This window comes from Psychrobacter sp. TWR1-1-1 (genome assembly GCF_049895865.1).
GTDB classification, from domain to species: domain Bacteria; phylum Pseudomonadota; class Gammaproteobacteria; order Pseudomonadales; family Moraxellaceae; genus Psychrobacter; species Psychrobacter immobilis_A.
On record NZ_JAFCTE010000003.1, the window covers coordinates 22,507 to 47,687 of the forward strand.

The window sequence follows — 25,181 nt, forward strand, 5'->3', positions numbered from 1 at the left end:
AATAGTGGCTCTATTGTACCGTAATTCACGGTCTTATCGTACATTATCCTGAGATGCCGTAAGTCATATAACAATGTGGTATAACCAGGTCGTATGACTCATCAGCTCATAAAACTATCACACAGAAATTGCAGACATAAAAAAATCGCCAAATTGTCATAAGACAGGCGATTATTTTAAGGTTTCTTTAACTGGGTTAAAGAAGTGATGATGCAAATGGTGCGCTTGGAGAGATTCGAACTCCCGACCCCTTAGTTCGTAGCCAAGTGCTCTATCCAACTGAGCTACAAGCGCGTACTTTGCACATCATTTACTGCGTTGTTAAGAAACAATTGCAGCAAATTAGGTTGGTTATTATATAGATAATTTCGCTTGTGTCAATATCTTTTTTTATTAAAATCAAATTATTTTTTGCTTTAATAAAACAGAAGATTATTAACGCTTTTATATCGCGTCACTACTCTACTAAAAACCGAATAAATGGAGGTGAAGGAGGGATTCGAACCCTCGATACGCGCAAACGTATGGTTCCTTAGCAGGGAACTGGTTTCAGCCACTCACCCACTTCACCAAACGACGTAAGACTTTTTAAGTTCTAAAAAATAGTATTATTGCTGATAATACGTCTTATCCCGTGGGCGAGTATTATAGCAAAGCCAAAACGAATTGCAAGCACTGTCTACAAATTTAATGCAGTTTTTATCATATGTATTTGTTTATATGGTTTCATAGCCTCTTAAGCAGCTCAAATATCAATAAAAACCAGTAAAAACGATGTTTAAGTTGGTCAGCACGCTCTGGGTTGTTGTTAATTGATTAATTGATGGATGGATTGTTTATATACCATCTCTCACCTACTATGGCTTTTTTAGCAGTGGGTGTCTATAGTATTTGTTACTCATTTTAGATTATGTCAAAGGAATTTTTATGCGACCAGTGGTACTGTGTTTTTCAGGATTAGACCCCTCAGGCGGCGCTGGATTACAAGCGGATATAGAAGCCATCGGTCAAGCAGGTGCGCATGCTGCCATTGCTTGTACAGCTATTACCATACAAAACTCGCAGCAAGTCTTTGGTTTTGAAGCTTGTGCAGCAAATTTGGTAAAGGATCAGGCCACCGCAGTGCTCGATGATTTGCCTGTTGCAGCTATTAAGTCAGGTATGTTGGGTACGACTGATAATATCGCTATGCTGACTCAATTGTTTGCCGAGCGCCTTATCACCACTGATACGCCATTTGTATTAGATCCCGTATTGGTTGCCAATAGTGGTGGCAGTTTGGGCGATGAAAAGACGCTCGTTAGCGCATTTAGAGAGCTGTTACCATACGCGACCCTTATCACACCGAATACTCATGAGCTACGCGCATTAAGCGGTGAGCAAGACTTACATATTGGCGCGCAAAAACTATGCGCCCAAGGCACCTATGCCGTATTGGTAAAGACCTCACATGACTTTGATAGCGGCGATATAGAGCAGTATTTATACATAAATGGTGAGATGGTACATAAAAGCACCTTGCCGCGCTTAACGGGCGAATTTCATGGATCTGGCTGTTCGCTTGCCAGCTTTATCGCTGGGCGCTTAGCAATGGGTGATGCGCTTATCGATGCAGTAAAGGCAGCAGACAGCTGGATTACCCAGACGCTGCGTGCCGCTGATGCACCGCACCCTAATAATGACCAAGCCCAATTGATACCCAATCGTTTTATAGACTTTCAGCATAACCTCTAAATAATTAATAAAAAAAGGGCGCTCTATATCTCATAGAACGCCCTTTTTTAGATAGCTATTGGTAATTTTAGATAGCGGCTTTCAAGTGACCATTAATCCAGCTCAACCCAACATCGGCATGAAGCTCGCGGCAAAGCCACCAATAAACATCTCAAGCAAAATAAAAGCAATGAAGGCGACCATTGGTGATAAATCAATCATACCCAAGTTTGGTGTGATTCGACGAAATGGTGCCAAGATTGGCTCCGCTAGATTGACAATGATACCAATAATCGGATGCTGAGATTGGGTAAATACCACAATCCAGCTGACAATGATGGAACCAATGACGAGATAGCGACACATACGTAAAAAGTCTAATACCAAGCTGATAGTACCAGTAAAAAATAACGGTACAGGAGCGATACCTTTATGTGTCAGTGCTGCTTTTCCAGAGATATCGATCAAACGAATCAAAAACATCAGGACGATAGCCGCAATACTGATACGCCCTTGCCCAACGGTTGGAAAAATACGCCCAAACACGTCGACAATGTGCGTCGCTTTATAAGCAGGCGCAATCATGGGGTTGCTGGCATCCATCCCTGCAAATTGCAGCATAAAGCGAATAAACACCAACATCATGGCGAAGGTGGTGACCAAATCAAAGATTTGAAATAACATGTTGTTCATGAAGTGCTACTCAATGTGACATTATTAACAGGTTTTGGGATGACGACTGTCATTACTAGGTACTTGGTATTGGTGCTTAGTATTAACGCTCAGGCGCGTCATGCGCTTGTAGCAAATAACGCGCCTGATATAGGGATGATTATTTACTCATCTCTTCACTCAAGGCTTGGCTACGGTCATAGCAAGCCTGCATAGCCTCAACGATTTGACCACCGATATCATTGGCTTGCATTGACTCAACGGCGGCTTGGGTTGTCCCATTTGGAGAGGTAACCTTGCAACGCAATTCAGCAGGTGCATCCTCACTATTCATCGCCATTTTTGCCGCGCCTAGCATGGTTTGCATAGCGAGCGCTGAAGCCTGCTCTTTATCCAAACCTAAAGCCACTGCCCCGTCAATCATGGATTCAATGAAGTAAAACATATACGCTGGTGCTGACCCTGATACGGCGGTTACCGCATGCATGTGTTCTTCATTATCGACCCACATGACCAATCCTGATGCTTCCATCACCGCCGTTGCTAACTGCTTTTGTTCAGCAGAAATATTATCAGTACCGTACAGACCCGTTGCGCCCATTTGAATCATTGCAGGTGTATTTGGCATCGCACGGACGATATTGTCATAGCCATGCAACATGTCAGATAGAAGCTCAGTTGACAAACCTGCTGCCACTGAAATTACCAGCTGCTTGTCTAAGACATCGGCAAAGCTACTGACCACTGCTTTCATCACTTGCGGTTTGACCGCCAGCACCACAATGTCAGCATCGATAACGGCAGCTTTTGCATCAGCAGTTGGATCAACCGTGTTCAATCCTTTAGCAGCCAATTGCTCACGCGCCTCACTACTAGGATCAGCAACGGTAATTAAACTCGGTTTGACACCGCAGCTGACAAGCCCGCTAATCAAAGCCTGCGCCATATTACCGCCACCGATAAAGCTGATTTTCTTATTATCTAATACTGACATACATGTCTCCTATTCAACAATCCAAAGGTACTCAAACTAACATAATGATAGGTAAAATGACACTCAGTTTACCATACTGCTACTGGCATCGTTTGATAGATTGACGGCATCTAGCCCGGCTGTAAGCTCCGTTGAACCACTTAATTACCATGGACTATTGCACAACCAAACGGTTAAATTAACAAGGGCATTATATAAAATCAGTGACGGAGAGTAATATGTTTTTCATTCGTAAAGCTAACCCAGAGGATTATGCAGACATTGCTAACATTCACTTCAAAAGTTGGCATGTAGCCTATTTAGATTTGCTACCAGTGTCCTATATCAATGATAAAAACAACTTATGTAATAAGACAAAAATGTGGCAGGAGTTAATGGCGCATCCTGATGTTATTGTCTGGATAGCATATGATGCTCATCATCATAATTTGGGGTTTATTGGCTACTTCGTTAATAATAAAAATTATGAAATTACCACGTTGTATGTTTTGCCCGACTACCAAGGATTGGGTATAGGCACTCAATTAATGACAGTATCATTGAAAGCTCTCTTAGAATCTCATATCCATGCCCATTTTTATTTATGGGTATTAGAAAATAATGTGGCTGCTATTGATTTCTATCAAAAATTTGGCTTTGTAGCTAATGGCGAAAAGAGTGAAGAATGCTACAAAAGCACGCAAATAATAGATATCAAAATGGTTAGAAAACTTGTTGACCTAATGTCCTAGATAACCTGACCTTCCCAAAGATTTAGATCGCCAATATTAAAAAGCGTTATTGATGCTTAGACTGTTTCTAATAACACTATCTAAAACACCAGTATTGTCTATCGTGTCTATTAGCGATCTACTCGTCCCTAGTATCCAGCGCTCAAAAGGTGAAACCAGCAATAATGGCCACTCTTTATCCTGCTGTACGGATACGGCACTGACCACCACCAAACTCTCGCGCAACCATACAGGTACACCAAGCGTTTGGTATAGTTTCTTGCCCGCTTGTGGACGTGATGCCAATGCAGTTTGCACACGCTGCTGACGACCTAATGGTGCAAAGGTAATCTCAAGACTGTCATCATCATCCTGATCGCTGTCCAATAGCTCTGCCAAGGCATCTGGCATCATTTGCACTTGCCAAGTAAATTTATTATCCATGCGTAAGGTAACTGACACAGGCTGGGCAGCCGCTGAATCAGCATCAGCCACAACAAAATCAGATAAGGGTTGAATCTGTTTGGTAAGCGGCAACTCAAGCCATGTCAACCAATCGCTGCTGAGACGATAAAGCTGCTGACGGTAGCGGCAAATCGTATAGGACTGCTTGCGAGCTTGCCAAAAAAGCGCCGTTTGGTGATCAAGATCTTCACGTTGGCTTAGCATAAATACATCATCGACCAGCTGCTTAGCAGGCGGTAACGGTTCTTCTTGACCGAGCCAATGATGCAATAGTTGGCGCTGACGGTAAATGGGTAATGCTTGTAGCTTGCCTATATTTAGCACACGCTGGGCAGACGATAGCTGTAATGATGCTACCTCTATCTGCTGTAAATCTTCTGCCGCTTGTGCATTGATTATCAATTGGGCATCACGCAATAGCTGTGCGCTACGGGCGATATTGTCAATGACATTGGAATTATAGGTCGCCAATACTGGCATGATGTCAAGGCGTAACCCACTACGTACATTATCGCCAGCATCATTGGTTGGATCATCGATATAAGGGAGCTTTAGGCGCTGAGCATAATTGCTGATATTGGCGCGTTTGACCGTCAGCCAAGGTCGCCATAATACCATACGCTGTGCGCCCTGCGTTTGGATACGCCACGGCTGCATACCCGACAGACCATTCACCCCAGCGCCTTGTATCAGCCGCATCAGCACCGTTTCTGCTTGGTCATCGGCATGATGTGCTAAGAGCAATACATCATCTTGATTGAGTTGCGCTCGCATGACATCATAACGAGCTTGCCTTGCGGCTTGCTCATCATGACCATTCACTTGCGCACGTAAAATCCGACACGGTATCTGCTGCACTGCTGCCCAGTTAGCAACATGCATCGCCCAAGTGTCACTATCTGCTTGCAAACCATGATTCACATGCAGCAATTGCGGCAAAAATGGCAACTTACCTTGGCGATAGAGCTGCACACACAGCGCAGCCAATGCTAATGAATCACGACCACCACTACACGCCAGCCAAAGCCGTCGACCGTGCAGCTGTTCACCATATTCAACCATACTGCTCAATAATGCTTGTGCCAGATCGGCATCGACAGGCAGGTCTGCGATTGGCTTCATAGAATGCGGGAGGATTGCACTGCTGGTCATAATCAGCCTTATTTATTTAGCATACATACATGAATTGACATATAAATGAATCTGCTTATACGTCAGCTACTGCATCAGTTATAGTGTCAGTTAGTACTTATATTAACAGCCACAAAAAAACGCGCCATAAAATGACACGTTTTTATTTTAGCATTAAGACTCAGTCTCTAATATGAAAAGCTCTGTGTTCATGAATAGAGGCTTAGTAACAGAGGTGTCATAGCGACCAATTAAGCAGGCAACATCACTTCTGAGTTAAAGGTTTTTAGCTTCTCATAACGCAGCTCACAACGCGCGTGTGCCTCTAAATCTTTAAGCTCATCTAACTGCTCAGCAATCAGTGCTTTCAAGGCGATCATGACTGGTTGCGGCTTGATATGTGCGCCTTCACCTTCTTCAATGACGGCATCAATCAGCCCCATTTGATATAGATTAATCGCATTTAATTTCAAGGCTTCACTAGCATCTTGTGCTTTTTCAGCTGTTTTCCACAGAATAGAAGCACAGCCTTCAGGAGAGATAACCGAATAAATACTATTTTGTAGCATATTGACTTTGTCACCAACGCCAATAGCCAACGCACCACCTGAGCCGCCTTCACCGATGATAGTCACGATAATAGGCACTTTTAGGCTAGAAAAAACGGCGATACTTTCGGCAATGGCTTGCGCTTGTCCGCGCTCTTCCGCGCCAATACCCGGATAAGCGCCTTGGGTATCGACAAAGGTCATCACAGGGATATTAAAACGCTCAGCCATTTTGACCAAACGAATCACTTTGCGGTAACCTTCAGGATTGGCCATGCCAAAGTTATGAGCAATACGCTCACGGGTGCTGCGACCGCGATGTTGACCAATTACCATCACAGGCTGACCATCAAAACGCGCCAGACCACCAAGAATGGCCTTGTCATCGGCAAAAGCACGGTCGCCATGCAACTCATCGAATTCGGTAAACAGCTGATTAACATAGTCCATAAATAATGGACGCTTGGCGTGCCGTGCAAGCTGCACACTATCCCAGACAGTGCTCATAGACGCTTCCCTTTAATAATTATACTTAATGTATTTATGTTTAAGAATAATATCGTTATCGATTTTTAGATAATGAAAGTACAGTTGTAAACTCAATAGAGGCTATAGTAGCACATCTTAAATGGCATGACATTACTGACAAAGCCGCTTTTGTTACGTTAATCTATAGCATACTCATTACAATAGTAACGGCATCATGTTGATCGTCAGTGCAAAGCAGCGCTGCCTAGCCCTCAACTACGCTTAGCGTCACGCCCCATTTGGCAAACTGCTCAATCTCAGTATGCAAATCGGGCAATAAGAAAGCATAATGCTCACTGTTATCGGCAACGGTGATTTGCCAGCAATGATCATCCATGGCTTGTAACTGTAATTCTGGTAATTCATAATCGCTGCGGCTGTGATGCGCCAGTACAGCCAAACGTAGCAGCAGACAAAGATAAACAAGCTGATTACCACCGATAGTACAAGTCTGCTCTAACATATCAGCCTTGAGCTTACGACGATGATTGAGCATCAGCTGTGCCATGCGCTTTTGATCGACTTGCGAAAATCCTGGAATATCAGAATACTCAAGCAAATACGCGCTGTGCTTATGATAACTACTATGACTGATTGCCAATCCTATCTCATGCAAGAAAGCCGCACGTCTGAGTAAATCACAATCATCGTTGGTAAGGGCAAGCTGACTCTTCACTTGCTCAAATAAATGACGACTGGTTTTTACCACTTGTTTGGCTTGTTTTTTGTCCCCTGAATAACGCTTAATCAGCGCCAGCACACTGCGGTCACGAACATCTTCGCTGGCAAAGCGTCCAAGCATGTCGTACATCACACCTTCACGTAATGCACCATCTGAGTAAGTAATGGTATCGACACCCAGCACTTTCATGACTGCACGCAGTACCGCAACGCCTGCTGGGAAGACGGCTTTGCGATGTTCCTTAACGCCTTCTAAATCGATGTCATCGACATTGCCAATTTTAAGCAACAGTTTCTCTAACTTTTTGACACCTTTATAAGTGATGCGCTCTTGCTCATCAGCCCAGCCCTTAGATACCAGCACATTACGTACCGCTTTAATCGTCCCACTCGAGCCAACCACACTACTCCAACCCAATTTTTGATAACGACCCTGAATCGCTAACACTTCTTTGCGAGCGGCTGATATCGCATTATTAAAGGCTTCTTTCGTGATTTGACCATCGGCAAAGTACTTCTGGGTAAAGGCGACACAGCCCATCTGCAAACTCTCGGTCAATAGCGGATCGAACTCTTGACCAATGATAAACTCTGTCGAACCGCCACCAATATCGATGACCAAACGCTTGTCACTACTGGCATTGGTGTGTGAGACGCCCAAATAAATCAAGCGCGCCTCTTCTCGTCCCGCGATAATCTCAATAGGTTTCGGCAATATTTTATTGGCACGGGCAATAAAGTCATTGGCATTTTTGGCTTGGCGTAAAGCGTTGGTCGCAACCACGCGAATGCGTTCGGGTGGTACCGAATCCAAACGCGCCACAAATCGGCTCAAACAGTCAAGACCTCGCTGTGCAGCTGCCGCACTTAAGATATTATTTTCATCCAAGCCTGCGGCGAGCTGGACTTTTTCAGACATAGAAACGACTTTTCGCACCTCACCATGGTCAAGACGCGCAATGGCCAGATGAAAACTATTGGAACCGATATCAATGGCTGCCATCATTTCATCATCAGCAAGCGGCGGATTTGTAAGGTAGTCAATAGGCATAAGAGGAATCGTTACCGTGTTGGATAAAAGGGAGAGGATATGGGCTAAAAATCAGATGATTAAGTCATATAAACATCATAGCTGCACCAAATAGAGCCATTTACGCAAAGCGCCTCACGTATTTGATGCAATTTTCGCCATTAAAGCATTTATGCCAAACACTGGCAAGTGACCCAAATGCTAATTAAGCAGCAAGCGTATCATTAACAAAATAACGAATGCGCCATAAACATCCATTGCTTGTGTTAAGGATAGCGTTTTGCTACATTAAAAACGACCAATATTATAATAAATAACAGTTACTTAATGACCTCCTAGCCGCTTTATTAAAACAGAAAGCACTCTAATGACTCGCCCTAATATCTATACTCAAGAAACGATTAGCAAGGAAGCTAAACAAATGAATCAAACGACCACACAAAACACTACCAAAGACGCCGATACTCAAGCGGTCAGCAATGCTAAAAAAAACATGATGACAACCGTCAGTCCAACAAAGCAAAAATTTTATGACTTCTATTTAGCTGAACATCAAAACATGGCTTGCCGCCGCTTACATTTCGCCGGTAGTAGCTTTGGCTTATGGGGACTCGCAAAGTCGGTCAAAACTGCTTCGCCAAAACCATTACTCAAAGGCATCGCTGCTGGATATGCTTGCGCTTGGGTCGGTCATTTTTTCTTTGAAAAAAACAAACCTGCCTCGTTCAAATTCCCGCTAAAAAGCTTTGCTAGCGACTTTCGTATGTACAGTGATGTCCTACGCGGTAGACTCAGCTTAAAAGACCGTAAATTTGATAAAATTGGACGATCATAACTCGCCACTAGCCCAACTAACGTAAAGACTTACGTAATATTTTTCCTACCGCAGTTTTGGGCAATTCATCGATAAACTCGTATGACTGCGGGCGTTTATAACCTGTCAAACGTTCGCTTGCGAAGCTTTGTAGCTCTTCTAGCGTTAGGCTCAAATCCTTTTTAACCACAAACGCTTTGGGTACTTCACCGCTGTGCTCATCTGCAATACCAACCACCGCGACTTCAAGTACTTTCGGATGCTCTGTCAATGCCGCTTCCACTTCGTTTGGATAGACGTTAAATCCTGAAACCAATATCATGTCTTTTTTGCGATCCACCAGCGTCAAAAATCCATGCTCATCTAGCACACCAATATCACCCGATTTAAAGTAGCCATCCTTTGTAAAAGTATCTGCATTGTCTCGTTGCCAATAACCACACATGACCTGCGGGCCTTTAATACAAACCTCGCCCCGTGTACCTATTGCACAAGTTGCACCCTGTTCATCAATGATTTTAATATTCATCATCGCAAGTGGCAGACCAACGCTACCATTAAAACGATCTATACCAGGTGGATTAAAAGAGATAACTGGTGCAGTTTCGGACATGCCGTAACCTTCATTGATAATCATACCAGTGACTTGTTGCCACTGATCAGATACGGCTTTGATAATTGCGGTGCCGCTACCGATAGATAGTGCCAAGCGACTAAAATCAAGGTTGGCAAACTTTGGATGATGCAGCATACCAATAAATAAGGTATTGACCGAAGGAATGACATGCGGACGATGCTGCTCGATGGTATTGACTAATCCATCGATATCACGCGGATTGGTGACCAATATATCTTCCCAGCCGCCATAAATGCCTAGTAAGCCGCAAACGGTAAATGAGAAGATATGATAGAGCGGCAACGGATTGAGTATTTTGATCTGCTCGCTACGACCCGCTTCAATCGCATGACCAAACATCGCATAACACTGACAGACATTGGCCATGACATTGTAGTGCGTGAGCATCGCGCCTTTTGGCTTGCCGGTCGTGCCACCCGTATATTGCAATAAAGCTAAATCTTCACGCTCGATAGTAACAGGCTGATATTGCTCAGCGTGGTATGCACTCATAATATGGGCAAAGCTTACACTCTGCTCTAAGATATTTTTTGCAGCATTATCGGCTGTGGTTTGATTGAATTGACGAGTAGTATCGGCTGACGGTTCAAGTTGGGTAAGCAAGGCAATATCGTTATCAGCAGGTGCAGCATTCGGATTGACGGAACAATGTACGACGAATGACAGTTGCGCTTTGACTGCATCATCTAACTGATCGTAAGCAGAGGTCATACCATCGAGGACAATCAGCACACTAGCTTGAGCATCCGTCAGCTGATGCGCCAATTCATAATGGGTATACATCGGATTGACATTCACCAATACCGCGCCTGCTCGCAGACAACCAAGTAACACCACGGCATACTGCAATATATTGGGTAATTGCACAGCGACACGGTCGCCTTTATTGATTCCTTGTGCTTGCAAAAAAGCAGCAAAACGGCGGCTGGCAATATCCAATTGTGCAAAGGTAAGGGTGGCGGGCCCCATACTAAAAGCCACAGAATTACCATGCTGATCTATCTTGGGTTGCAATAAATCCAGCAGGTTGTGCTTGCCCTCTAATACATCTAAATTATTTCTTATTCCATATTTCTCATATGAGGCTTGCCATAACGGTGGCGTATTACTGCTAGGCATAGCATTAGTGCTTGTAGTCATCAGTTGGCATCCTTGCTCAATTGTCTTGATTCATCTCAGAATAGCATAATTTATCGTTTATTTTGCAATCACCCAAAGAAGGATTTGTCTTAGCCTTGGTTTTTTCATTTATGCAGTCATCGTCAGAAAATCTTTATCTTTTATAGTAAAAATCACAAAAGGATAAATATTGGACACAAAAAAAACCAGCATGATCTCTCATACTGGTTCTTGTAAGTACATACATTTTAAACAGGTCTTAAATAAACAAGGTCCTGAATAAACAGTTACGCTTTTGCCATTTCTGCAAAAATCTCGTCAGCGGCTTTGATAGAGATATCAATATCTTCATTGCTGTGTTTAATTGACATAAAGCCTGCTTCATAAGCAGAGGGTGCCAGATAAATACCGCGATCCAACATACCATGGAAGAACGTATTAAACACCGTCATATCGCACTCTGTCACGTCATCGAAGTTCTTTGGCGTGTCAGTTTCATTGTCTTTGACAAAGAACATGCCAAACATACCGCCCAATTTATTGGTACGCATGTTGATGCCATGTTTGTCAGCTGCCGCTTGAAAACCGTCTACTAGACGATCAACTTTCGCTGCTAACTCAGCATAAAAGCCGTCTACGGTTAAGTCTTCAAACATCGCAATACCCGCACGCATTGCCAGTGGATTACCTGATAATGTGCCGGCTTGGTAGACGCCGCCGAGTGGCGCAATGCAAGACATCACTTCTTTTTTACCACCGAAAGCACCAACTGGCAGACCTGCACCGATGATTTTACCAAAGCACGTCAAATCAGGATCAATACCGAAGTGAGCTTGGGCGCCGCCCAGACCAACACGGAAGCCCGTCATCACTTCATCAAAGATCAGCACTGAACCGTTGGCGGTACATTCTGCACGCAAGGTATCATGGAATTCTTGGGTTGGAATGACCATATTCATGTTGCCAGCGATCGGCTCTAAGATAACGCAGGCGACTTCTTCGCCCCATTTCTCAAAGCAATCTTTAATCGCTTGCGGATCATTATAAGGAATGGTAATCGTGTGCTTAGCAAAATCCGCTGGCACACCTTTTGAGGTTGGCTCACCAATATCAAGCATGCCCGAACCTGCTTTTACTAACAGGCTATCTGAATGACCATGATAACAGCCTTCAAATTTAATGATTTTGTCACGTTGCGTATAGCCACGAGCCAAACGAATCGCACTCATGGTCGCTTCTGTACCTGAGCTGGTCATGCGAATCATCTCAACGCTTGGGACAATTTCGCAAATTTTATCGGCAACAGTCGTTTCAAACGGCGTTGGTGTACCAAAACTTAAACCATCATCAGCTGCTTTTTTGACCGCATCAATCACCTTAGGGTGTGCGTGTCCCAAAATCATTGGACCCCAAGAGCCGACATAATCGATGTAAGCATTGTCTTCGGTATCATAAATTTTACTACCGTTAGCACGGTGCATAAAAATAGGCGTGCCACCAACACCAGCAAAGGCACGGACGGGCGAGTTTACACCGCCAGGAATATGTTTGCGGGCTTGCGCAAATAGCTGTTCGTTTTTAGTGCTCATCATTATTCTCTACTTATTATTTCTTTAATATTGGTTCTGTCTTATTTTATTAACAATAACTTTGCGGCTTGTTGTTAATGCTTAGCAGATTTTTAAAGCACATTTAATAATTTATGCTTTTTTAACAACAGATGATTTAAGCTTCATTGGGCCAAAACCATCAAGTTTACAATCAATATCATGACCATCAGAGGCATCGGGCAGCAGGCGAATACCTTTTGCTTTGGTACCGACTTTAATAACGGTCGATGAACCTTTGACTTTTAAGTCTTTAATCACGGTGACGGTATCGCCATCTTGCAGCTCATTACCGACCGCATCACGAATGACCGCGTCTTGCTCTTCAGCTTGTGCCGCATCGGTTTCAGCCGCAGTCCATTCATGAGCACACATGGGACATACCAGTAACGCACCATCTTCGTACGTATATTCAGCATCGCATTTTGGGCAATTGGGTAAGCTCATAATTTCCTCGTCAGCCGTGATAAATTGGGTGTATTCTAGAGCTAACATTGTACCGTAACTTGCCAGCTTTAACCAATCGCTTCGCTCGTAAATGCGGTGCTGTGACTAATTGATAGATTCGCTCATGTCTTACAGCGGACATTTTTTATCACACAGTGTTTTGTGGTACTCTCCTTTAACTAAATTTGGTTTGATGGCCATGTATCTTTAGATGGTAAAAACCTCAGTATTTACTTTATCAATTACTTTAACAACTCAGTATTCACCACAATATCTGAGGCTATGGCTACTGATAACGATAGCGACTTATGAATAGGATAATAATAATGACTCAATCAAACGTATCGACCCTCCCATCAACATTGCCACACTTTGTTCAACTAACGATTCAAGGTGAAGATGCAGAAAAATTCTTGCAGGGTCAGCTAACCTCTGATGTCACCAAGCTCGGACTCAGTTATCAAGCAACGGCGCTTAGCAATCTAAAAGGTCGCATTGATTTTGGTTTGTGGATAAAAAAACAAGCCGAAAAGCATTATGATGTGGTTATCAGTGCCGATTGTGCTGAGGCTTTTCAAGCCCATTTAAAAAAGTTCGGTGCCTTTTCAAAGTTTGACACCAGTGCGCCCGCGCCCATTTATCCTTGCGTGCTTGATGAGGTGCCAACCTTTAGCCATCAAGAAGACCACAATACGCCAGCCGATACCCAAGCGTGGATGCAAGCGAGTCTTGCCATTGGCAACTATTGGATAGTTGCTGCCACGCAAGGTCTGTTTCAGCCACAAGAGCTGCGTCTGCATCAGCGCGGCGGTATGGACTATGATAAAGGCTGCTATCTTGGTCAAGAAGTGATTGCCCGTATTTATTTTAAGGCAGCGCCAAAAGCGTTTTTACATTATGTCAGCGGCGCAGGTGACGTGCCAGCAGCCGGTGACAAGCTAGAAAAAATCCATGTGGTTAATGCGATTGCCGATGACACTATTAATGGTAATGGTTTTAAAGCATTGGTCGTTGCCCGTCCAGAGCATTTAGCCGATAGTGAGCTTACGATATTAGACTTACCGCCAGCGATGCAAGCCGATGTTGCGCGTCAAAAATAGTACGACATGATGAGTGACGCGTAATAAGCAGCACTCTTCAAAACATTTTTACTAAAAAAGCAGCAGAGTAATCTATGACCCATATTGCGGTACTCGGAGCGGGCGTGGTGGGCGTGACCACCGCATGGTACCTTCGCCAAGCAGGCTACGATGTGACCGTCATTGAGCGTGAGCCAGCGGCCGGTATGCAGACCTCATTTGCCAATGGTGGGCAAATATCTGTCTCGCACGCAACCCCTTGGGCTAATCCTGCGGCTCCTATGAAAGCGCTTAAATGGCTGTTTCGCGAGGATGCGCCGCTGCTGTATCGCTTGCGTGCTGATAAGGCACAGCTTAAGTGGGCGATGCAGTTTTTGCAAGAATGCCGTGCAGATAGAGCCGATGCCAATCTGGTACAAATGGTACGTTTGGGCTTGTATTCACGGGACGCACTACAACAGCTGCGTGCTGATATTGGTATTGATTACGAGCAGCAAACGCGTGGTATTATGCATTTTTATACCAATCAAGCAGAATTTGATGCCGCGATTGCGCCAACGGAGCGCATGCAAGCGTTAGGCTGTGAGCGTCATGTCATCGATATCAATAATGCCGTTAACCTAGAGCCTGCGCTTTACCCTATTGCTCATAAGCTAAAAGGTGCGACTTATACCAGCCGTGATGAATCGGGTAATGCCCATTTATTTACCCAGCGCTTAGCCGAGCGCTGCATCGAGGCTGGCGTTAAGTTTTTATACGATACCGAGATTCTGGCGTTAAACACTGACGCCCATTCTGCTCGCCCGCATATCCATAGTATTACCATTAAACCCAAGGGCGAAAACGCGCAAACCTTTAGTGCAGACAGCCATGTACTGGCATTGGGCAGCTATAGCGTATCACTCATGAAGCCGCTGCATATTCATTTACCTATTTTCCCAGCCAAAGGTTACTCGGCTACTTATCAAATCAATCCTCGCGCCCCGCATCTGGCACCCTTTGTCAGTCTCATTGATGATGAGTTTAAGCTGGTGACCTCACGCCTTGGCGACAAATTACGCGTCGCTGGAACGGCAGAATTTAATGGCTATAATTTGGATTTAAATAGCACGCGCTGTGCAGCCATCACGCGCCGGGTGCAGCAGTTGTTTCCCAAAGGTATCATTGCCAATTCTGTGCAATATTGGACAGGGCTACGTCCGATGACACCTTCTAATGTGCCGTTAATTGGGCGTGCGCATAGGGGTCAAGTCCGTCATGGTAGTCATAACGTGGATGCTAGTTTTGATAATTTATGGCTTAATACTGGTCATGGTACGCTTGGTTGGACCCATGCTTGCGGTTCGGCAAAGGCGATTAGTTTATTAATACAGGGTGAGACACCGCCAGTCGATTTTGATTTTGTTGGCTTAGGATCGTAAAAATAAGAAACGTAAGAATAGGAAACGTAAAAAAGGCGCTACCAATATAAGTCAGCGCCTTTTTTCTTTATATGAAAGACTTTTATTCTAGAACTATTTTATGCAGCGCTCCCTGATTCCATATCGAAATCAACGTCAGAATCAGCCATCTCCAAATCAACCACTTCTGGCGCGATTGCTTCCAATTGTACTGGTACACCATTGACTGCCGCATTGCCACTTAGCTGATCAATTAAGGTATCGTCTGTCAAATCATTGACACTGACGCCCGCATGCGCTTGAGCGATTTTTTGTTTTACCCCTTTACGGCCATGACCCCACCCATGAGGGATACTCACGACATTTGGCATCAGCTCATCCGTCACTTCTGCTACGATCGTCACACTACCCACACGCGACGTTACTTTTACGTTTTGACCATCCTCAATACCGTACTGTTTCGCCGTTTCAGGATGCAGCATCAAAGTACAGCGCGGCTTACCTTTTACCAAGCGATAGCTGTTGTGTAGCCACGAATTATTGCTGCGTACATGACGACGACCAATCAATAGAATTTGCTTGTCATCATAGTCCTGCATCACCTCCTGTACGCGCTCTAAATCTGCTTGATAAAAATCAACATTAAGATGAATCTGCTTGTCTTTGTGTTTTAACGCTTGTGGCAGCATGGTTTTGAGCGATCCCAAATCAATACCATGCGGATTTTTCTTCAATTGCTTTAGATTTAGACCCTTATAAGGCCCACGTTTTAGACCTTGATTAAGCACAAACTTCGGACCCAAAACTTTTATTATTAGGCGTTCGACTTTGGTTGCAAGTACGGCTTTTTTATCCAAGCGTTTTGCTAACTCTAAGTAGATTTGCCAGTCATGTTTGGCACTTCTTTGCTTAGCAAACAATGCCTTTGAATATTTGGCGACGTTATGGACGGCAAAATTGTTAAAGGTAACATCATAATGGTCACGCTCTAGTGGCGATACCGGCGGCAAAATGATATGCGCATGACGGCTGGTTTCTGTGACAAAGTAGTCAATAGCGACCATAAAGTCTAAGTTGGCAAAAGCCGTATCTAACTTTTCACCATTCGGCGTACTGAGTACAGGGTTGCCCGCGACAGTCATAAAGCCTTTTAACTGCCCCGCCCCTTCTACCAACATCTCATCCGCCATTGCCACGACGGGATAATCACCATTAAAGTCAGGCAAGTTACTCACGCGGCTATGGCGCTTACCTAAATAACCTGGGCCTGAGTTATTGACCACGTCGACCGCAGGATTGGGGAACATCAGACCACCCACTTCATCCAAACGACCTGTGACAATATTAATCAGCATGATTAGATACTGGCTTAATAAGCCAAACTCTTGCACCGAGACGCCCATGCGCCCATAACAAACCGAGCTTTCGGCTTCACAAAATTCTTTGACCAGTCGCTTAATCTCTTTTGCCGCAATGCCAGTAATCTCAGCAACGGACTCGGCGCTATAGTCTTTTGCAAAGTCTGCAAGGCGTGCAATCTCTGGCGCGAGCGCCGCCGCTCTATTATTTTTAACACGTGCCTTATCCGCATACCCTTGTAAATAGATTTCATTGAGCATGGCAAGCAAGAGCAAAACATCGGTCGCTGGACGAATAAAGTGGTGCTCGCTAGCAATGTCGGCGGTTTCGGTGCGGCGTGGATCAATCACCACCACTTTACCATCACGCGCTTTGATATCTTTTAGTTTTTGACGCATGTTTGGTGCGGTCATAATACTACCGTTAGACGCCAGCGGATTGCCGCCAATGATAAGCATATATTGGGTACGATTGACGTCAGGTACTGGGATGCGCAACATATGACCGAAGAGATGCATGCAGACGATATGGTGCGGCAGTTGGTCGATAGAGGTCGCAGAAAAACGACTACGCGTCTTTATACTGGTTAATAGATGCTTAATGGTTAACATGCCGCCCAAATTATGGACATTAGGATTGCCTAAATAAATACCGAAGGCGTTTTGACCATGTTTTTTCTGTACCGACTGAATACCAGCTGCCACCTTATCTAATGCCTCAGGCCAGCCAATCTCTTTCCAACCGTTAGCCGTTCTCTCAACGGGATGACGCAGGCGATCACTGTCTTCATGCAAGTCTTGCAAAGCAGTCGCTTTTGGACAAATATACCCTTTAGAAAATGGATCGTCTTTATCGCCTTTAATCGATAATACCTTTTTACCATCGTGCTTGATGACAATACCGCACATCGCTTCACATAAGTTGCAGGTTCTAAAATGTGTTTGTTCATCCGTGTGACTCTGTTCAATAGCCATGGTCGCGCTCCCTGTTATTTTTTACTATAGTCATTCCACTACAAAGGTATTACTGCGTTAATCTCGTTTGAAGTATTAAATAGACATCTACACTCGGTTGCCTTGTACTACTTTTAAATTGAATCGACTATATCGCTTTCACTATATAAATTCCGTTTTATAAGTTTAATATGGTTGCTAAATTTGCTCATCTTAAAAATCTTGAGCATTAGTCAAAATGCAATATTGATAAGCTGGATGATTAGCCATCTACTCTGCGCTTGTCTTTGGTGAAAAAATGGCTAAAAACGCCATCAAAGTTTTTGCACAACATCTCAATGGCTTGCTGCCGTGAATAACGCTGTTGATGACATCCCAATATCAACTCATGTACTTGGGCGGCAGCGATATCGACACAGAGATGAACGTCAGATTGGTCAAAAGAGCACTCGGCTGACTGCAATCCCTCTATAAACATTTTGGTCCACTCGTCTCTTATCTCTATGATTAGACTTCCCAACCCGTTACGTTCTATGTTTGAATCAAAGCGCAGACTGTCTTCGAGCAAACGTTGAAATAAAGTGATGTTTTGAAAGGCGGCATCAAAAATCAATGTTAGGCATTCCTGACAACGCTCATTGAAATCCTCTTTAGACAGCGTTGGATAGTCTTTAAGCATATCTACCCACGCCATGCGCATTGGCGATAAATAATTGTCTTTAAGCTGCTCGCCTAACACCTGCTGCAACGCATCTAAACTATCAAAATGATTATAAAAACTTGGCTGAGCAATACCTGCGCCTTTCGCGATTTTATTCATGCTCATACCAAGAGCGCCCTCTACGCTATACAGCTGCAAGGCACTTTTGAGTAACGTATGACGCGTTTTCGCCTTTGCCAGCTCTCGTTTTGTTTCCGGTTTTGTAGCACTTACACTATCAAGTACATTCACTATCAATCTGCCCCAACTTAATCTATAAAACAATTGTTATTTCAACTATAAGGCTATAGTCATTTAAACAAGAAGTCTATCACTAAATATTTAACCTTACTCATTCTTGATGATTCGTTTTAACCCATCCTAAAACAATCATAAAAAATAGCCGCCATATTTATGATGACAGCTACTTTTTTTATTCCTATATTTACAGCGTGTGATGACGTCATTTTTTATAAATCATTGCCAGACTTGTTGTTTCTCTTTACGTATGTCACTGATAAAACACTTCATTCATTACACAAATGGACGCTGCATAACATAGCTGTGCAGATTTCAATAATGGAGCAACACTCTCAACATTGCATATACAGACATGGCGATGGTGAGCACTTATATTAGATATCACCAGTTAGCTGATTCATAAGTACTGATAGCAGCTGAGTAAAATGTCGATTAAAGACAGATGGAATAATTGTCTCAATAACCAACTTTATAATAAAAGAAGGAACATAAAAATGAACGAACATACTCTAAAAGGTGAATGGAACCAAATAAAAGGCTCAGTAAAGCAAAAATGGGCTGATCTTACTGATGATGATTTATTACACGTTGAAGGTAGCCGTGATAAATTGGTCGGAAAAGTTCAAGAACGTTATGGTCATAGCAAAGATGATGCTGAACGTGAAGTAGACGCATGGCGTACTGAACATAAATACTAGTAGATAATCATGCTTGTAAGAAGCATGAAGATAAAAATTTTATAAGCAGATTATTTAAACAAAAACCGTATTAGTTTCTAATGCGGTTTTTTTATGCTGGACTTATCACTAACTTGATTTATATCACATAATTTTAAGAGATAAAACTCAAAGTCCAGACACGATAAAACCGCATAGCAATTAACTGTTATGCGGTTTTATTGTTAACTATCCATGTTACCTATCACCACTGTTTCCCATGCATCCTTGCATAATATTCAGCATATTGTGATACTGGGCATCCTGCCCTTTTTACTACAACTACCAGCATTAACTACTGATAGCAGCAAAGGGTATGTGTCCTTACTCCACTTATCATTATCATCCTGATGCTAATAAGTGAATCATTATCCTTAATGCGGTCAACTCAATCCTTGAGTCACATTCCCTAATGCTGTGTGACTATAATGCCTAATTCCTAACCTGATGTTAAGTCGCGTAAGCGTCATTACGTGTAAGCATATGCTTACATGATTCATATTCGTTACCCTGATTACAACTTATTAACGCAAAAGACACTAATCATCAAGCTTTGTCCATTATGATAGATAATGTAAGAAAATATTTCAAAGCACATAATGGTAATGACGATGGTAATAATTAATTTGCCAGTAAGTTATGAATACGATTATATGAAAAATTTATAGAGTGCGTACGTGCTCGGCTATCACCAGCAATGATGCGACGGGTAATTTAAAAATATTATAGGATATTGGATCATGAAAATTCTAAAGCCTTTCTCATTTAAGACCATTATATCTACTGGTCTTACGGTTGCATTATTAGGCACTACAGTTGGGTGTGCCGTCGTCGGTCCAGGGTATGATAATTACCCAGTATATGGTGGTAATGATGATTATGGTAACGCTGACTACAACCGTATTAGTCAAAAGCTACGCGCTGATCTGCGCCGTAAAGGCTATCAGGTTATGGATATCAAATCCGATAACTACCGTGGCAACCGCATAATGACCGCTTATGCCAAAAAGAACAACCAAGCATACGAGCTAAAATACACGTATCCTGATCTAAAACTTATTAGCTCAAATAAAAAAGCTTGGTCTAATGTTTGGCAAGACGATAGATATGACAAAGACCATTACAACAAAGACAAATATAAAAATAATGGCAAGCATAAGAATAATAAGCACTATAAAAATGAGGATATCGAAGATAGCATTAAAAGAGACTCGCGTTATCCAGCAATTAAGCAACGTGCAATCAATAAAATACAAGGCATGGGCTATCGGGTCAACGACATTGAGTTGGAAGAAAAGAACGGACGCGGCGTGTTCGAGATTGAAGCCAAGCGCGGCTCGCAAGAATATGAAATACGACTTGGTTACCCAAATTTAAATGTGATTAAGATTGAAAAAGACTAGGGCATGTCCTCCATTCAATTGATAGTTATAGTCAATCCTATATAAATCAGATACGGTATCAGGCTCGCTTAGTCTGCTATTTATAGTATTTTCGCTTGCCTTCCTTGAATCTAAATTATATTGAATCGACTATATCTAAGTGCGCTAAAGATGAAATTAGTGAAATAAAGCTATTAAATAAAGTTTTGGCATCATTGATTACTTGATGCCTTTGGTCAAATAAGCCAGCCCTTGGTTTATTTGACCCTTTTTTATAAGAGACGCAAAAACATCTTTGACATCATAAGAGGATTTGATGAACCACCATACTTTATTAAAAACCACTACTAACACTAGTATGATTGCAGTGTTGCTGACGATAACGACTGGCTGTGTCACCGCACCTGGTTATAATGCTTACGGCGACCTTTACGAAGACATTTATAAAGACAGTAAGGTCTACAAAAAGCACAAGAAGACCATCAACTCCATTGATAAAGAGCTTTATCAGCCTGCTATCGAACAAAGGGCTGCGAATAAAGTCAGCAATATGGGTTATCGAGTCAAATACAAAAAAGGTGACAGTAAAATAAAAGTAAAAGCCAAACGCGGCAGTGAAGATTACAAAATCGAGCTTGGCTATCCGAGTTATAACGTGATTAAGATCAAAGAGGACTGATAGCTAACCCTAAAAGTCTAATACCTCAATCACATCATAGGCAGGCGTTTCATAAGGATGCGCCTGCTTTAACGCCTCGACGACCTCTTTAATATCAGCATCAGCCACTACCATTTCTACTCGCCATTCCTCAACGGTTTCCAGTCGATCATGTGCTCCAATATTTGGATTACTGCCTGCCAGTGGTCTAAATTGCCCTGTCCCTTGCACTTGCCAACAGCACTGTTCATAATTGCCAATCGTCCCAGCGCCCGCCGAAAATAAAGCGGACTTTACCTGCTCTAATGCTGTATCTGGAATAAAAACCGTCAGTTTATACATGTATTACTTCCTTCCAGTCGATTTAGAAAAACAGCCATCAACTATCAATCTTACTATTTTTTGGATAACGAAGGATGGTCCGTCCAAATGTAGCGTAATAACCACTCTTTTGCCTCGCCCGCATAATCAATGCCAATCCGTGGACGCAGCGATACTGGCGGATTGCAACCGTCTTCTTCTATCCAAACGGCTGATGCTGGATGAATAAATTTGCCATACAAGTCACGGTCGATTTGTAAACGATTGGTCAGCTTACCAGGACCAGCAAATTGCTTGGGATGAATCAGTTGTTGATCTAAGCTCAATAATTGCTCATCTCGTAGGCGGTCACTATCTTTTGCTAAAAACCCCGCGCGTATCAGCACCGACTCAGGGGAGTCGATAGCACCGCTGATTAAATTGAGCATATGATGGACACCATAAGTCAAATACACATAAAAAACGCCACCTTGCTCATACATGATTTCAGTGCGCGGCGTTCGGCTGCCAGCATGTGAGTGACAAGCGGGATCGCACGCACCGATGTAAGCTTCGGTTTCTGAGATGCGCATACGCAATATTTTAGTCGTGCCATCCGTATCTAACAGCTTTCTACACAGCACTTTACCTATTAAGTCAGCAGCGACCACACAGGTTGGTCGAGTGAACCATGATGGCGCTAAAATAGTAGGCTCAGTGTCAGTAGTAGATGGTTTTGAAGACGGCATACCATAAGCCTTATTTTTGTATGTATCTTTATTATAAGAACAGTAATCTCACAAGTCGTGCAAATTGTATAAGGTTTCAGTAATTTTTTGCATAAAAAAACTGAGCACATGGCTCAGTTTTTTTTACGCTAAAGATTGATCTGCAATGCAGTGCCAATCAAACATCTAGCTTAATGGCACACCAATACGTCTAGCCACTTCTTCATAAGCTTCAATGACATCGCCTAATGATTGACGGAAGCGGTCTTTATCCAGCTTCTTCTTAGTCGTCTTATCCCAAATACGGCAGCCATCTGGTGAAAACTCATCCCCTAAGACGATACGGTCATGGAACACACCAAATTCTAGTTTGAAATCAACTAGTATCAAATCACCTGCTTCAAATAACGCCTTTAACACTTCATTTACTTGATGAGTCAACTCTTCCATTCTTGCCAGTTGTGCTTCGGTTGCCCAGCCAAGAGACACAGCAAGTGACTCATTGACCATTGGATCACCCAGTGCATCATCTTTATAAAACAATTCATAAGTAGGCGGCGTCAATGCTTGCCCTTCTTCTAAGCCCAAACGACGAACCAAGCTGCCAGCAGCAAAGTTACGAACCACGCACTCAACTGGAATCATCTCTAAACGCTTGACCAATACTTCATCTTCAGACAATTGCTTTTCAAAATGCGTTTCGATACCAGCATCAGCCAGCTTTTGCATGATGAATGCATTAAAACGATTATTAACGACACCTTTGCGTGCTAACTGTTCAATACGCTTACCATCAAGCGCTGAAGTATCATCACGGAAATGTAGAATCAAAAGATCATTATCTTCAGTTTCATAGACAGATTTGGCTTTGCCTTTATACAGCAGTTGTTGCTTTTGCATTATGGGAGTTCCTGTTCGTTCAAGCTTATGTGGTAAAAACGCGCAGCGACCGCTGATTTTTGTATGACAGAATGAATAATATTTACATTAATCACTGTAAAATGTCAGCGGTATAAATAAGGGAATAGCTTTAATTCGAAGGACTACTGACAGCGCGCTCAGGCTTCGGTAGCTGGTACTGATTACCTGATTCGTTCTGTAATTTCAGCGTATTTGCACCAGCATTAGGAGTTGCGTACAAAGGTACAAAAGGCGCTGGTTCTTTGTTAGCAGGCAGCTCTATTGGCACAAGCTTCTTGCTTTGCTGATATTCTAAGCTACCATTGTCACGCTTACCAAGTAAGTTTTTAGCACTTTGGCAACCGCTCAATACTAAGGTGCTTCCCAATATTAAGGTCAGCAGCGCAGGAAATATTTTTGCAGTCGGTGATGATGTTTTCATCATATTATCTCTCTGAGTTAGCATTTACACGCATCATTTTATAATAAGTTCGCACGCACCAAGGCTTCATCAATAGTGGCATGATGTTGTTCAGCCAACCATACCAAAGGCAGACGAATACCAGTATCTATCATGCCCATTTTATGAAGCGCATATTTTGCTGGGATAGGACTTGACTCAATAAATAAGTCACGGTGTAAATGCTTGACCACATCATGGACTTTATGAGCCGCATCAAAATCACCACGAAGCGCCGCTGTAAAAGTCTCGCTCATCGCTTTTGGGGCGACGTTGGCAGTGACTGAGATATTACCTTTACCACCGAATTGCATCAAATCAAGCGCCGTACCGTCATCGCCAGAGAGCACGACGATTCTATCGCCCACTGCTTTGATCAATTGCTCACCGCGAGCGATAGAGCCTGTGGCATCTTTAATCGCAACGATATTATCGATATCAGCCAGACGTTCTACGGTCTCTTGTGCAATATCAACGACCGTACGTCCTGGCACATTATAAAGCATCTGCGGGATATTCACCGCGCGCGCGATAGCCTTATAATGTTGGTATAAGCCTTCTTGTGGCGGCTTGTTATAATAAGGCGCAACCAATAGCGCACAATCTGCACCAGCGTCGGCAGCATCTTGGGTCAGCTTAATGGCTTCCATCGTATTATTGGCACCTGTGCCAGCAATCACTGGTACACGACCTTTGACATGCTGAACAAAGTAGCGAATAACATCGCTGTGCTCTTGCATAGATAGGGTCGCTGACTCGCCAGTAGTACCAACGGCAACGAGGCAATGTGTGCCTTGCTCAATCTGCCAATCTATGAGATCCGCCAGACGTTTATAATCGACCGTGCCGTCAGGATGCATGGGCGTTACCAAGGCTACCATTGAGCCTTGTAGTCGGGTTTTGATCTCGTCGTATGCTGTGCTCATAACCGTGCCTTACTGTATTATCCTAGCTTTTTTCAAAGCTGTCACATGATAGGTCGTTGGCAAGTGTCAATGATTACGTCTACGCCTGTACTCATATTGTGTACATTCATAGGCGCCATTGGCAATATCTTGCTTGATATTAATGCTGAGTATTTTTTATGATCAATCTTTTTCTATGATAAAAGCGTTCGCAATATAGATGCTAAAAATCGTCTTGGCCTTATTTTTGCCAATGACCGACAACGCTTATTTAATACTAAAAA

General features: G+C 43.2%; 23 protein-coding genes and 2 tRNA genes. 8 read left to right on the forward strand and 17 right to left on the reverse strand.

From position 1 onward, the window contains the following. Window positions 1-217 precede the first annotated feature (217 nt). Both ACP69U_RS03865 and ACP69U_RS03870 read right to left on the reverse strand, forming a co-directional pair. Window positions 218-294, reverse strand: a tRNA-Arg gene (locus tag ACP69U_RS03865). Between the two features lie 187 nt (window positions 295-481). Continuing rightward, window positions 482-571, reverse strand: a tRNA-Ser gene (locus ACP69U_RS03870). Window positions 572-927: 356 nt separating this feature from the next. Here ACP69U_RS03870 and ACP69U_RS03875 point away from each other — a divergent pair. After that, a complete protein-coding gene (locus tag ACP69U_RS03875; RefSeq protein WP_314885179.1) occupies window positions 928-1,734 on the forward strand; it encodes a hydroxymethylpyrimidine/phosphomethylpyrimidine kinase in 807 nt (268 codons plus the stop codon). Between the two features lie 102 nt (window positions 1,735-1,836). Here the strand turns inward: ACP69U_RS03875 and ACP69U_RS03880 are convergent, their stop codons facing one another. Next, window positions 1,837-2,406, reverse strand: a complete 570-nt coding sequence (locus ACP69U_RS03880; RefSeq protein WP_060490268.1) for a YggT family protein — start codon at window positions 2,404-2,406, stop codon at window positions 1,837-1,839. A gap of 139 nt (window positions 2,407-2,545) precedes the next feature. Continuing rightward, the gene (gene proC, locus ACP69U_RS03885) at window positions 2,546-3,379 is read right to left on the reverse strand and encodes a pyrroline-5-carboxylate reductase (RefSeq protein WP_426137866.1); all 834 of its coding nucleotides are present in this window, start codon (window positions 3,377-3,379) and stop codon (window positions 2,546-2,548) included. 218 nt (window positions 3,380-3,597) lie between these two features. Here proC and ACP69U_RS03890 point away from each other — a divergent pair, with 218 nt between their 5' ends. After that, the gene (locus ACP69U_RS03890; RefSeq protein ID WP_198330755.1) at window positions 3,598-4,110 is read left to right on the forward strand and encodes a GNAT family N-acetyltransferase; all 513 of its coding nucleotides are present in this window, start codon (window positions 3,598-3,600) and stop codon (window positions 4,108-4,110) included. 36 nt (window positions 4,111-4,146) lie between these two features. On the opposite strand, the gene tilS is transcribed toward ACP69U_RS03890, so the two are convergent. From tilS to ppx, 3 genes are all read right to left on the reverse strand, one after another. Then, the gene (tilS, locus tag ACP69U_RS03895; RefSeq protein WP_426137867.1) at window positions 4,147-5,706 is read right to left on the reverse strand and encodes a tRNA lysidine(34) synthetase TilS; all 1,560 of its coding nucleotides are present in this window, start codon (window positions 5,704-5,706) and stop codon (window positions 4,147-4,149) included. Window positions 5,707-5,936: 230 nt separating this feature from the next. Then, window positions 5,937-6,740 carry an acetyl-CoA carboxylase carboxyltransferase subunit alpha gene (locus ACP69U_RS03900; RefSeq protein WP_426137868.1) on the reverse strand — a complete coding sequence of 268 codons (804 nt, stop codon included), beginning with the start codon at window positions 6,738-6,740 and terminating at the stop codon, window positions 5,937-5,939. 226 nt (window positions 6,741-6,966) lie between these two features. Beyond that, window positions 6,967-8,493, reverse strand: a complete 1,527-nt coding sequence (ppx, locus tag ACP69U_RS03905) for an exopolyphosphatase (RefSeq protein WP_426137869.1) — start codon at window positions 8,491-8,493, stop codon at window positions 6,967-6,969. A gap of 472 nt (window positions 8,494-8,965) precedes the next feature. Between ppx and ACP69U_RS03910 the strand changes: the two genes are divergently transcribed. Continuing rightward, on the forward strand, window positions 8,966-9,307 hold the full coding sequence (locus ACP69U_RS03910; RefSeq protein WP_270896729.1) for a DUF962 domain-containing protein: 342 nt from the start codon (window positions 8,966-8,968) through the stop codon (window positions 9,305-9,307). A gap of 16 nt (window positions 9,308-9,323) precedes the next feature. Here ACP69U_RS03910 and ACP69U_RS03915 read toward each other — a convergent pair whose 3' ends face one another. From ACP69U_RS03915 to ACP69U_RS03925, 3 genes are all read right to left on the reverse strand, one after another. Next, window positions 9,324-11,063, reverse strand: coding sequence for an AMP-binding protein (locus ACP69U_RS03915; RefSeq protein ID WP_426137870.1), 1,740 nt, complete (start codon window positions 11,061-11,063; stop codon window positions 9,324-9,326). Window positions 11,064-11,329: 266 nt separating this feature from the next. Continuing rightward, entirely contained in the window at window positions 11,330-12,631 is a 1,302-nt protein-coding gene (gene hemL, locus ACP69U_RS03920) for a glutamate-1-semialdehyde 2,1-aminomutase (protein WP_426137871.1), read from the reverse strand. A gap of 111 nt (window positions 12,632-12,742) precedes the next feature. Beyond that, on the reverse strand, window positions 12,743-13,096 hold the full coding sequence (locus ACP69U_RS03925) for a zinc ribbon domain-containing protein YjdM (protein ID WP_226914243.1): 354 nt from the start codon (window positions 13,094-13,096) through the stop codon (window positions 12,743-12,745). A gap of 326 nt (window positions 13,097-13,422) precedes the next feature. Here ACP69U_RS03925 and ACP69U_RS03930 point away from each other — a divergent pair, with 326 nt between their 5' ends. Beyond that, entirely contained in the window at window positions 13,423-14,196 is a 774-nt protein-coding gene (locus ACP69U_RS03930; RefSeq protein WP_426137872.1) for a YgfZ/GcvT domain-containing protein, read from the forward strand. Window positions 14,197-14,270: 74 nt separating this feature from the next. After that, the gene (locus ACP69U_RS03935) at window positions 14,271-15,596 is read left to right on the forward strand and encodes a D-amino acid dehydrogenase (RefSeq protein ID WP_426137873.1); all 1,326 of its coding nucleotides are present in this window, start codon (window positions 14,271-14,273) and stop codon (window positions 15,594-15,596) included. A gap of 98 nt (window positions 15,597-15,694) precedes the next feature. Here the strand turns inward: ACP69U_RS03935 and ACP69U_RS03940 are convergent, their stop codons facing one another. Both ACP69U_RS03940 and ACP69U_RS03945 read right to left on the reverse strand, forming a co-directional pair. Next, complete coding sequence (locus tag ACP69U_RS03940; RefSeq protein ID WP_426137874.1) at window positions 15,695-17,908, reverse strand: molybdopterin oxidoreductase family protein; 2,214 nt, start codon at window positions 17,906-17,908, stop codon at window positions 15,695-15,697. 241 nt (window positions 17,909-18,149) lie between these two features. Continuing rightward, a complete protein-coding gene (locus tag ACP69U_RS03945; protein ID WP_426137875.1) occupies window positions 18,150-18,839 on the reverse strand; it encodes a TetR/AcrR family transcriptional regulator in 690 nt (229 codons plus the stop codon). A 503-nt stretch (window positions 18,840-19,342) separates the two neighbouring features. On the opposite strand from ACP69U_RS03945, the gene ACP69U_RS03950 reads away from it, so the two are divergent. The 3 genes from ACP69U_RS03950 to ACP69U_RS03960 all read left to right on the forward strand — a co-directional run bounded on the left by ACP69U_RS03950 (window position 19,343) and on the right by ACP69U_RS03960 (window position 21,625). Beyond that, window positions 19,343-19,546 carry a CsbD family protein gene (locus ACP69U_RS03950; protein ID WP_045443240.1) on the forward strand — a complete coding sequence of 68 codons (204 nt, stop codon included), beginning with the start codon at window positions 19,343-19,345 and terminating at the stop codon, window positions 19,544-19,546. Between the two features lie 758 nt (window positions 19,547-20,304). Then, window positions 20,305-20,967, forward strand: a complete 663-nt coding sequence (locus ACP69U_RS03955) for a PepSY domain-containing protein (RefSeq protein ID WP_426137876.1) — start codon at window positions 20,305-20,307, stop codon at window positions 20,965-20,967. Window positions 20,968-21,262: 295 nt separating this feature from the next. Beyond that, window positions 21,263-21,625 carry a hypothetical protein gene (locus ACP69U_RS03960; protein ID WP_426137877.1) on the forward strand — a complete coding sequence of 121 codons (363 nt, stop codon included), beginning with the start codon at window positions 21,263-21,265 and terminating at the stop codon, window positions 21,623-21,625. A gap of 9 nt (window positions 21,626-21,634) precedes the next feature. Here the strand turns inward: ACP69U_RS03960 and ACP69U_RS03965 are convergent, their stop codons facing one another. The 5 genes from ACP69U_RS03965 to dapA form a co-directional block, all read right to left on the reverse strand. Beyond that, window positions 21,635-21,946: a YqfO family protein gene (locus tag ACP69U_RS03965; RefSeq protein ID WP_238035622.1), complete on the reverse strand. Its 312-nt coding sequence runs from the start codon at window positions 21,944-21,946 to the stop codon at window positions 21,635-21,637. A gap of 53 nt (window positions 21,947-21,999) precedes the next feature. Then, window positions 22,000-22,653 (reverse strand): DNA-3-methyladenine glycosylase, encoded by a 654-nt coding sequence (locus ACP69U_RS03970; protein ID WP_426137878.1) that lies wholly within the window; start codon window positions 22,651-22,653, stop codon window positions 22,000-22,002. Window positions 22,654-22,818: 165 nt separating this feature from the next. After that, window positions 22,819-23,532, reverse strand: coding sequence for a phosphoribosylaminoimidazolesuccinocarboxamide synthase (gene purC / locus ACP69U_RS03975; protein ID WP_198330896.1), 714 nt, complete (start codon window positions 23,530-23,532; stop codon window positions 22,819-22,821). A gap of 130 nt (window positions 23,533-23,662) precedes the next feature. Next, window positions 23,663-23,977, reverse strand: a complete 315-nt coding sequence (locus tag ACP69U_RS03980; RefSeq protein ID WP_227685480.1) for a hypothetical protein — start codon at window positions 23,975-23,977, stop codon at window positions 23,663-23,665. Between the two features lie 35 nt (window positions 23,978-24,012). Further along, on the reverse strand, window positions 24,013-24,918 hold the full coding sequence (dapA, locus tag ACP69U_RS03985) for a 4-hydroxy-tetrahydrodipicolinate synthase (protein WP_060490249.1): 906 nt from the start codon (window positions 24,916-24,918) through the stop codon (window positions 24,013-24,015). Window positions 24,919-25,181 lie beyond the last annotated feature (263 nt).

Excerpts from the sequence above, each read along its gene's own strand:
- ACP69U_RS03955 (WP_426137876.1), top strand. The coding sequence starts at position 20,305 with ATGAAAATTCTAAAGCCTTTCTCATTTAAGACCATTATATCTACTGGT.
- ACP69U_RS03940 (WP_426137874.1), bottom strand. The coding sequence starts at position 17,908 with ATGGCTATTGAACAGAGTCACACGGATGAACAAACACATTTTAGAACC.
- ppx (WP_426137869.1), bottom strand. The coding sequence starts at position 8,493 with ATGCCTATTGACTACCTTACAAATCCGCCGCTTGCTGATGATGAAATG.
- ACP69U_RS03915 (WP_426137870.1), bottom strand. The coding sequence starts at position 11,063 with ATGACTACAAGCACTAATGCTATGCCTAGCAGTAATACGCCACCGTTA.
- ACP69U_RS03910 (WP_270896729.1), top strand. The coding sequence starts at position 8,966 with ATGATGACAACCGTCAGTCCAACAAAGCAAAAATTTTATGACTTCTAT.
- dapA (WP_060490249.1), bottom strand. The coding sequence starts at position 24,918 with ATGAGCACAGCATACGACGAGATCAAAACCCGACTACAAGGCTCAATG.
- hemL (WP_426137871.1), bottom strand. The coding sequence starts at position 12,631 with ATGAGCACTAAAAACGAACAGCTATTTGCGCAAGCCCGCAAACATATT.
- ACP69U_RS03900 (WP_426137868.1), bottom strand. The coding sequence starts at position 6,740 with ATGAGCACTGTCTGGGATAGTGTGCAGCTTGCACGGCACGCCAAGCGT.
- ACP69U_RS03930 (WP_426137872.1), top strand. The coding sequence starts at position 13,423 with ATGACTCAATCAAACGTATCGACCCTCCCATCAACATTGCCACACTTT.
- purC (WP_198330896.1), bottom strand. The coding sequence starts at position 23,532 with ATGCAAAAGCAACAACTGCTGTATAAAGGCAAAGCCAAATCTGTCTAT.
- ACP69U_RS03890 (WP_198330755.1), top strand. The coding sequence starts at position 3,598 with ATGTTTTTCATTCGTAAAGCTAACCCAGAGGATTATGCAGACATTGCT.
- ACP69U_RS03960 (WP_426137877.1), top strand. The coding sequence starts at position 21,263 with ATGAACCACCATACTTTATTAAAAACCACTACTAACACTAGTATGATT.
- ACP69U_RS03935 (WP_426137873.1), top strand. The coding sequence starts at position 14,271 with ATGACCCATATTGCGGTACTCGGAGCGGGCGTGGTGGGCGTGACCACC.
- ACP69U_RS03980 (WP_227685480.1), bottom strand. The coding sequence starts at position 23,977 with ATGATGAAAACATCATCACCGACTGCAAAAATATTTCCTGCGCTGCTG.
- ACP69U_RS03880 (WP_060490268.1), bottom strand. The coding sequence starts at position 2,406 with ATGAACAACATGTTATTTCAAATCTTTGATTTGGTCACCACCTTCGCC.
- proC (WP_426137866.1), bottom strand. The coding sequence starts at position 3,379 with ATGTCAGTATTAGATAATAAGAAAATCAGCTTTATCGGTGGCGGTAAT.
- ACP69U_RS03965 (WP_238035622.1), bottom strand. The coding sequence starts at position 21,946 with ATGTATAAACTGACGGTTTTTATTCCAGATACAGCATTAGAGCAGGTA.
- ACP69U_RS03950 (WP_045443240.1), top strand. The coding sequence starts at position 19,343 with ATGAACGAACATACTCTAAAAGGTGAATGGAACCAAATAAAAGGCTCA.
- tilS (WP_426137867.1), bottom strand. The coding sequence starts at position 5,706 with ATGACCAGCAGTGCAATCCTCCCGCATTCTATGAAGCCAATCGCAGAC.
- ACP69U_RS03925 (WP_226914243.1), bottom strand. The coding sequence starts at position 13,096 with ATGAGCTTACCCAATTGCCCAAAATGCGATGCTGAATATACGTACGAA.
- ACP69U_RS03875 (WP_314885179.1), top strand. The coding sequence starts at position 928 with ATGCGACCAGTGGTACTGTGTTTTTCAGGATTAGACCCCTCAGGCGGC.
- ACP69U_RS03970 (WP_426137878.1), bottom strand. The coding sequence starts at position 22,653 with ATGCCGTCTTCAAAACCATCTACTACTGACACTGAGCCTACTATTTTA.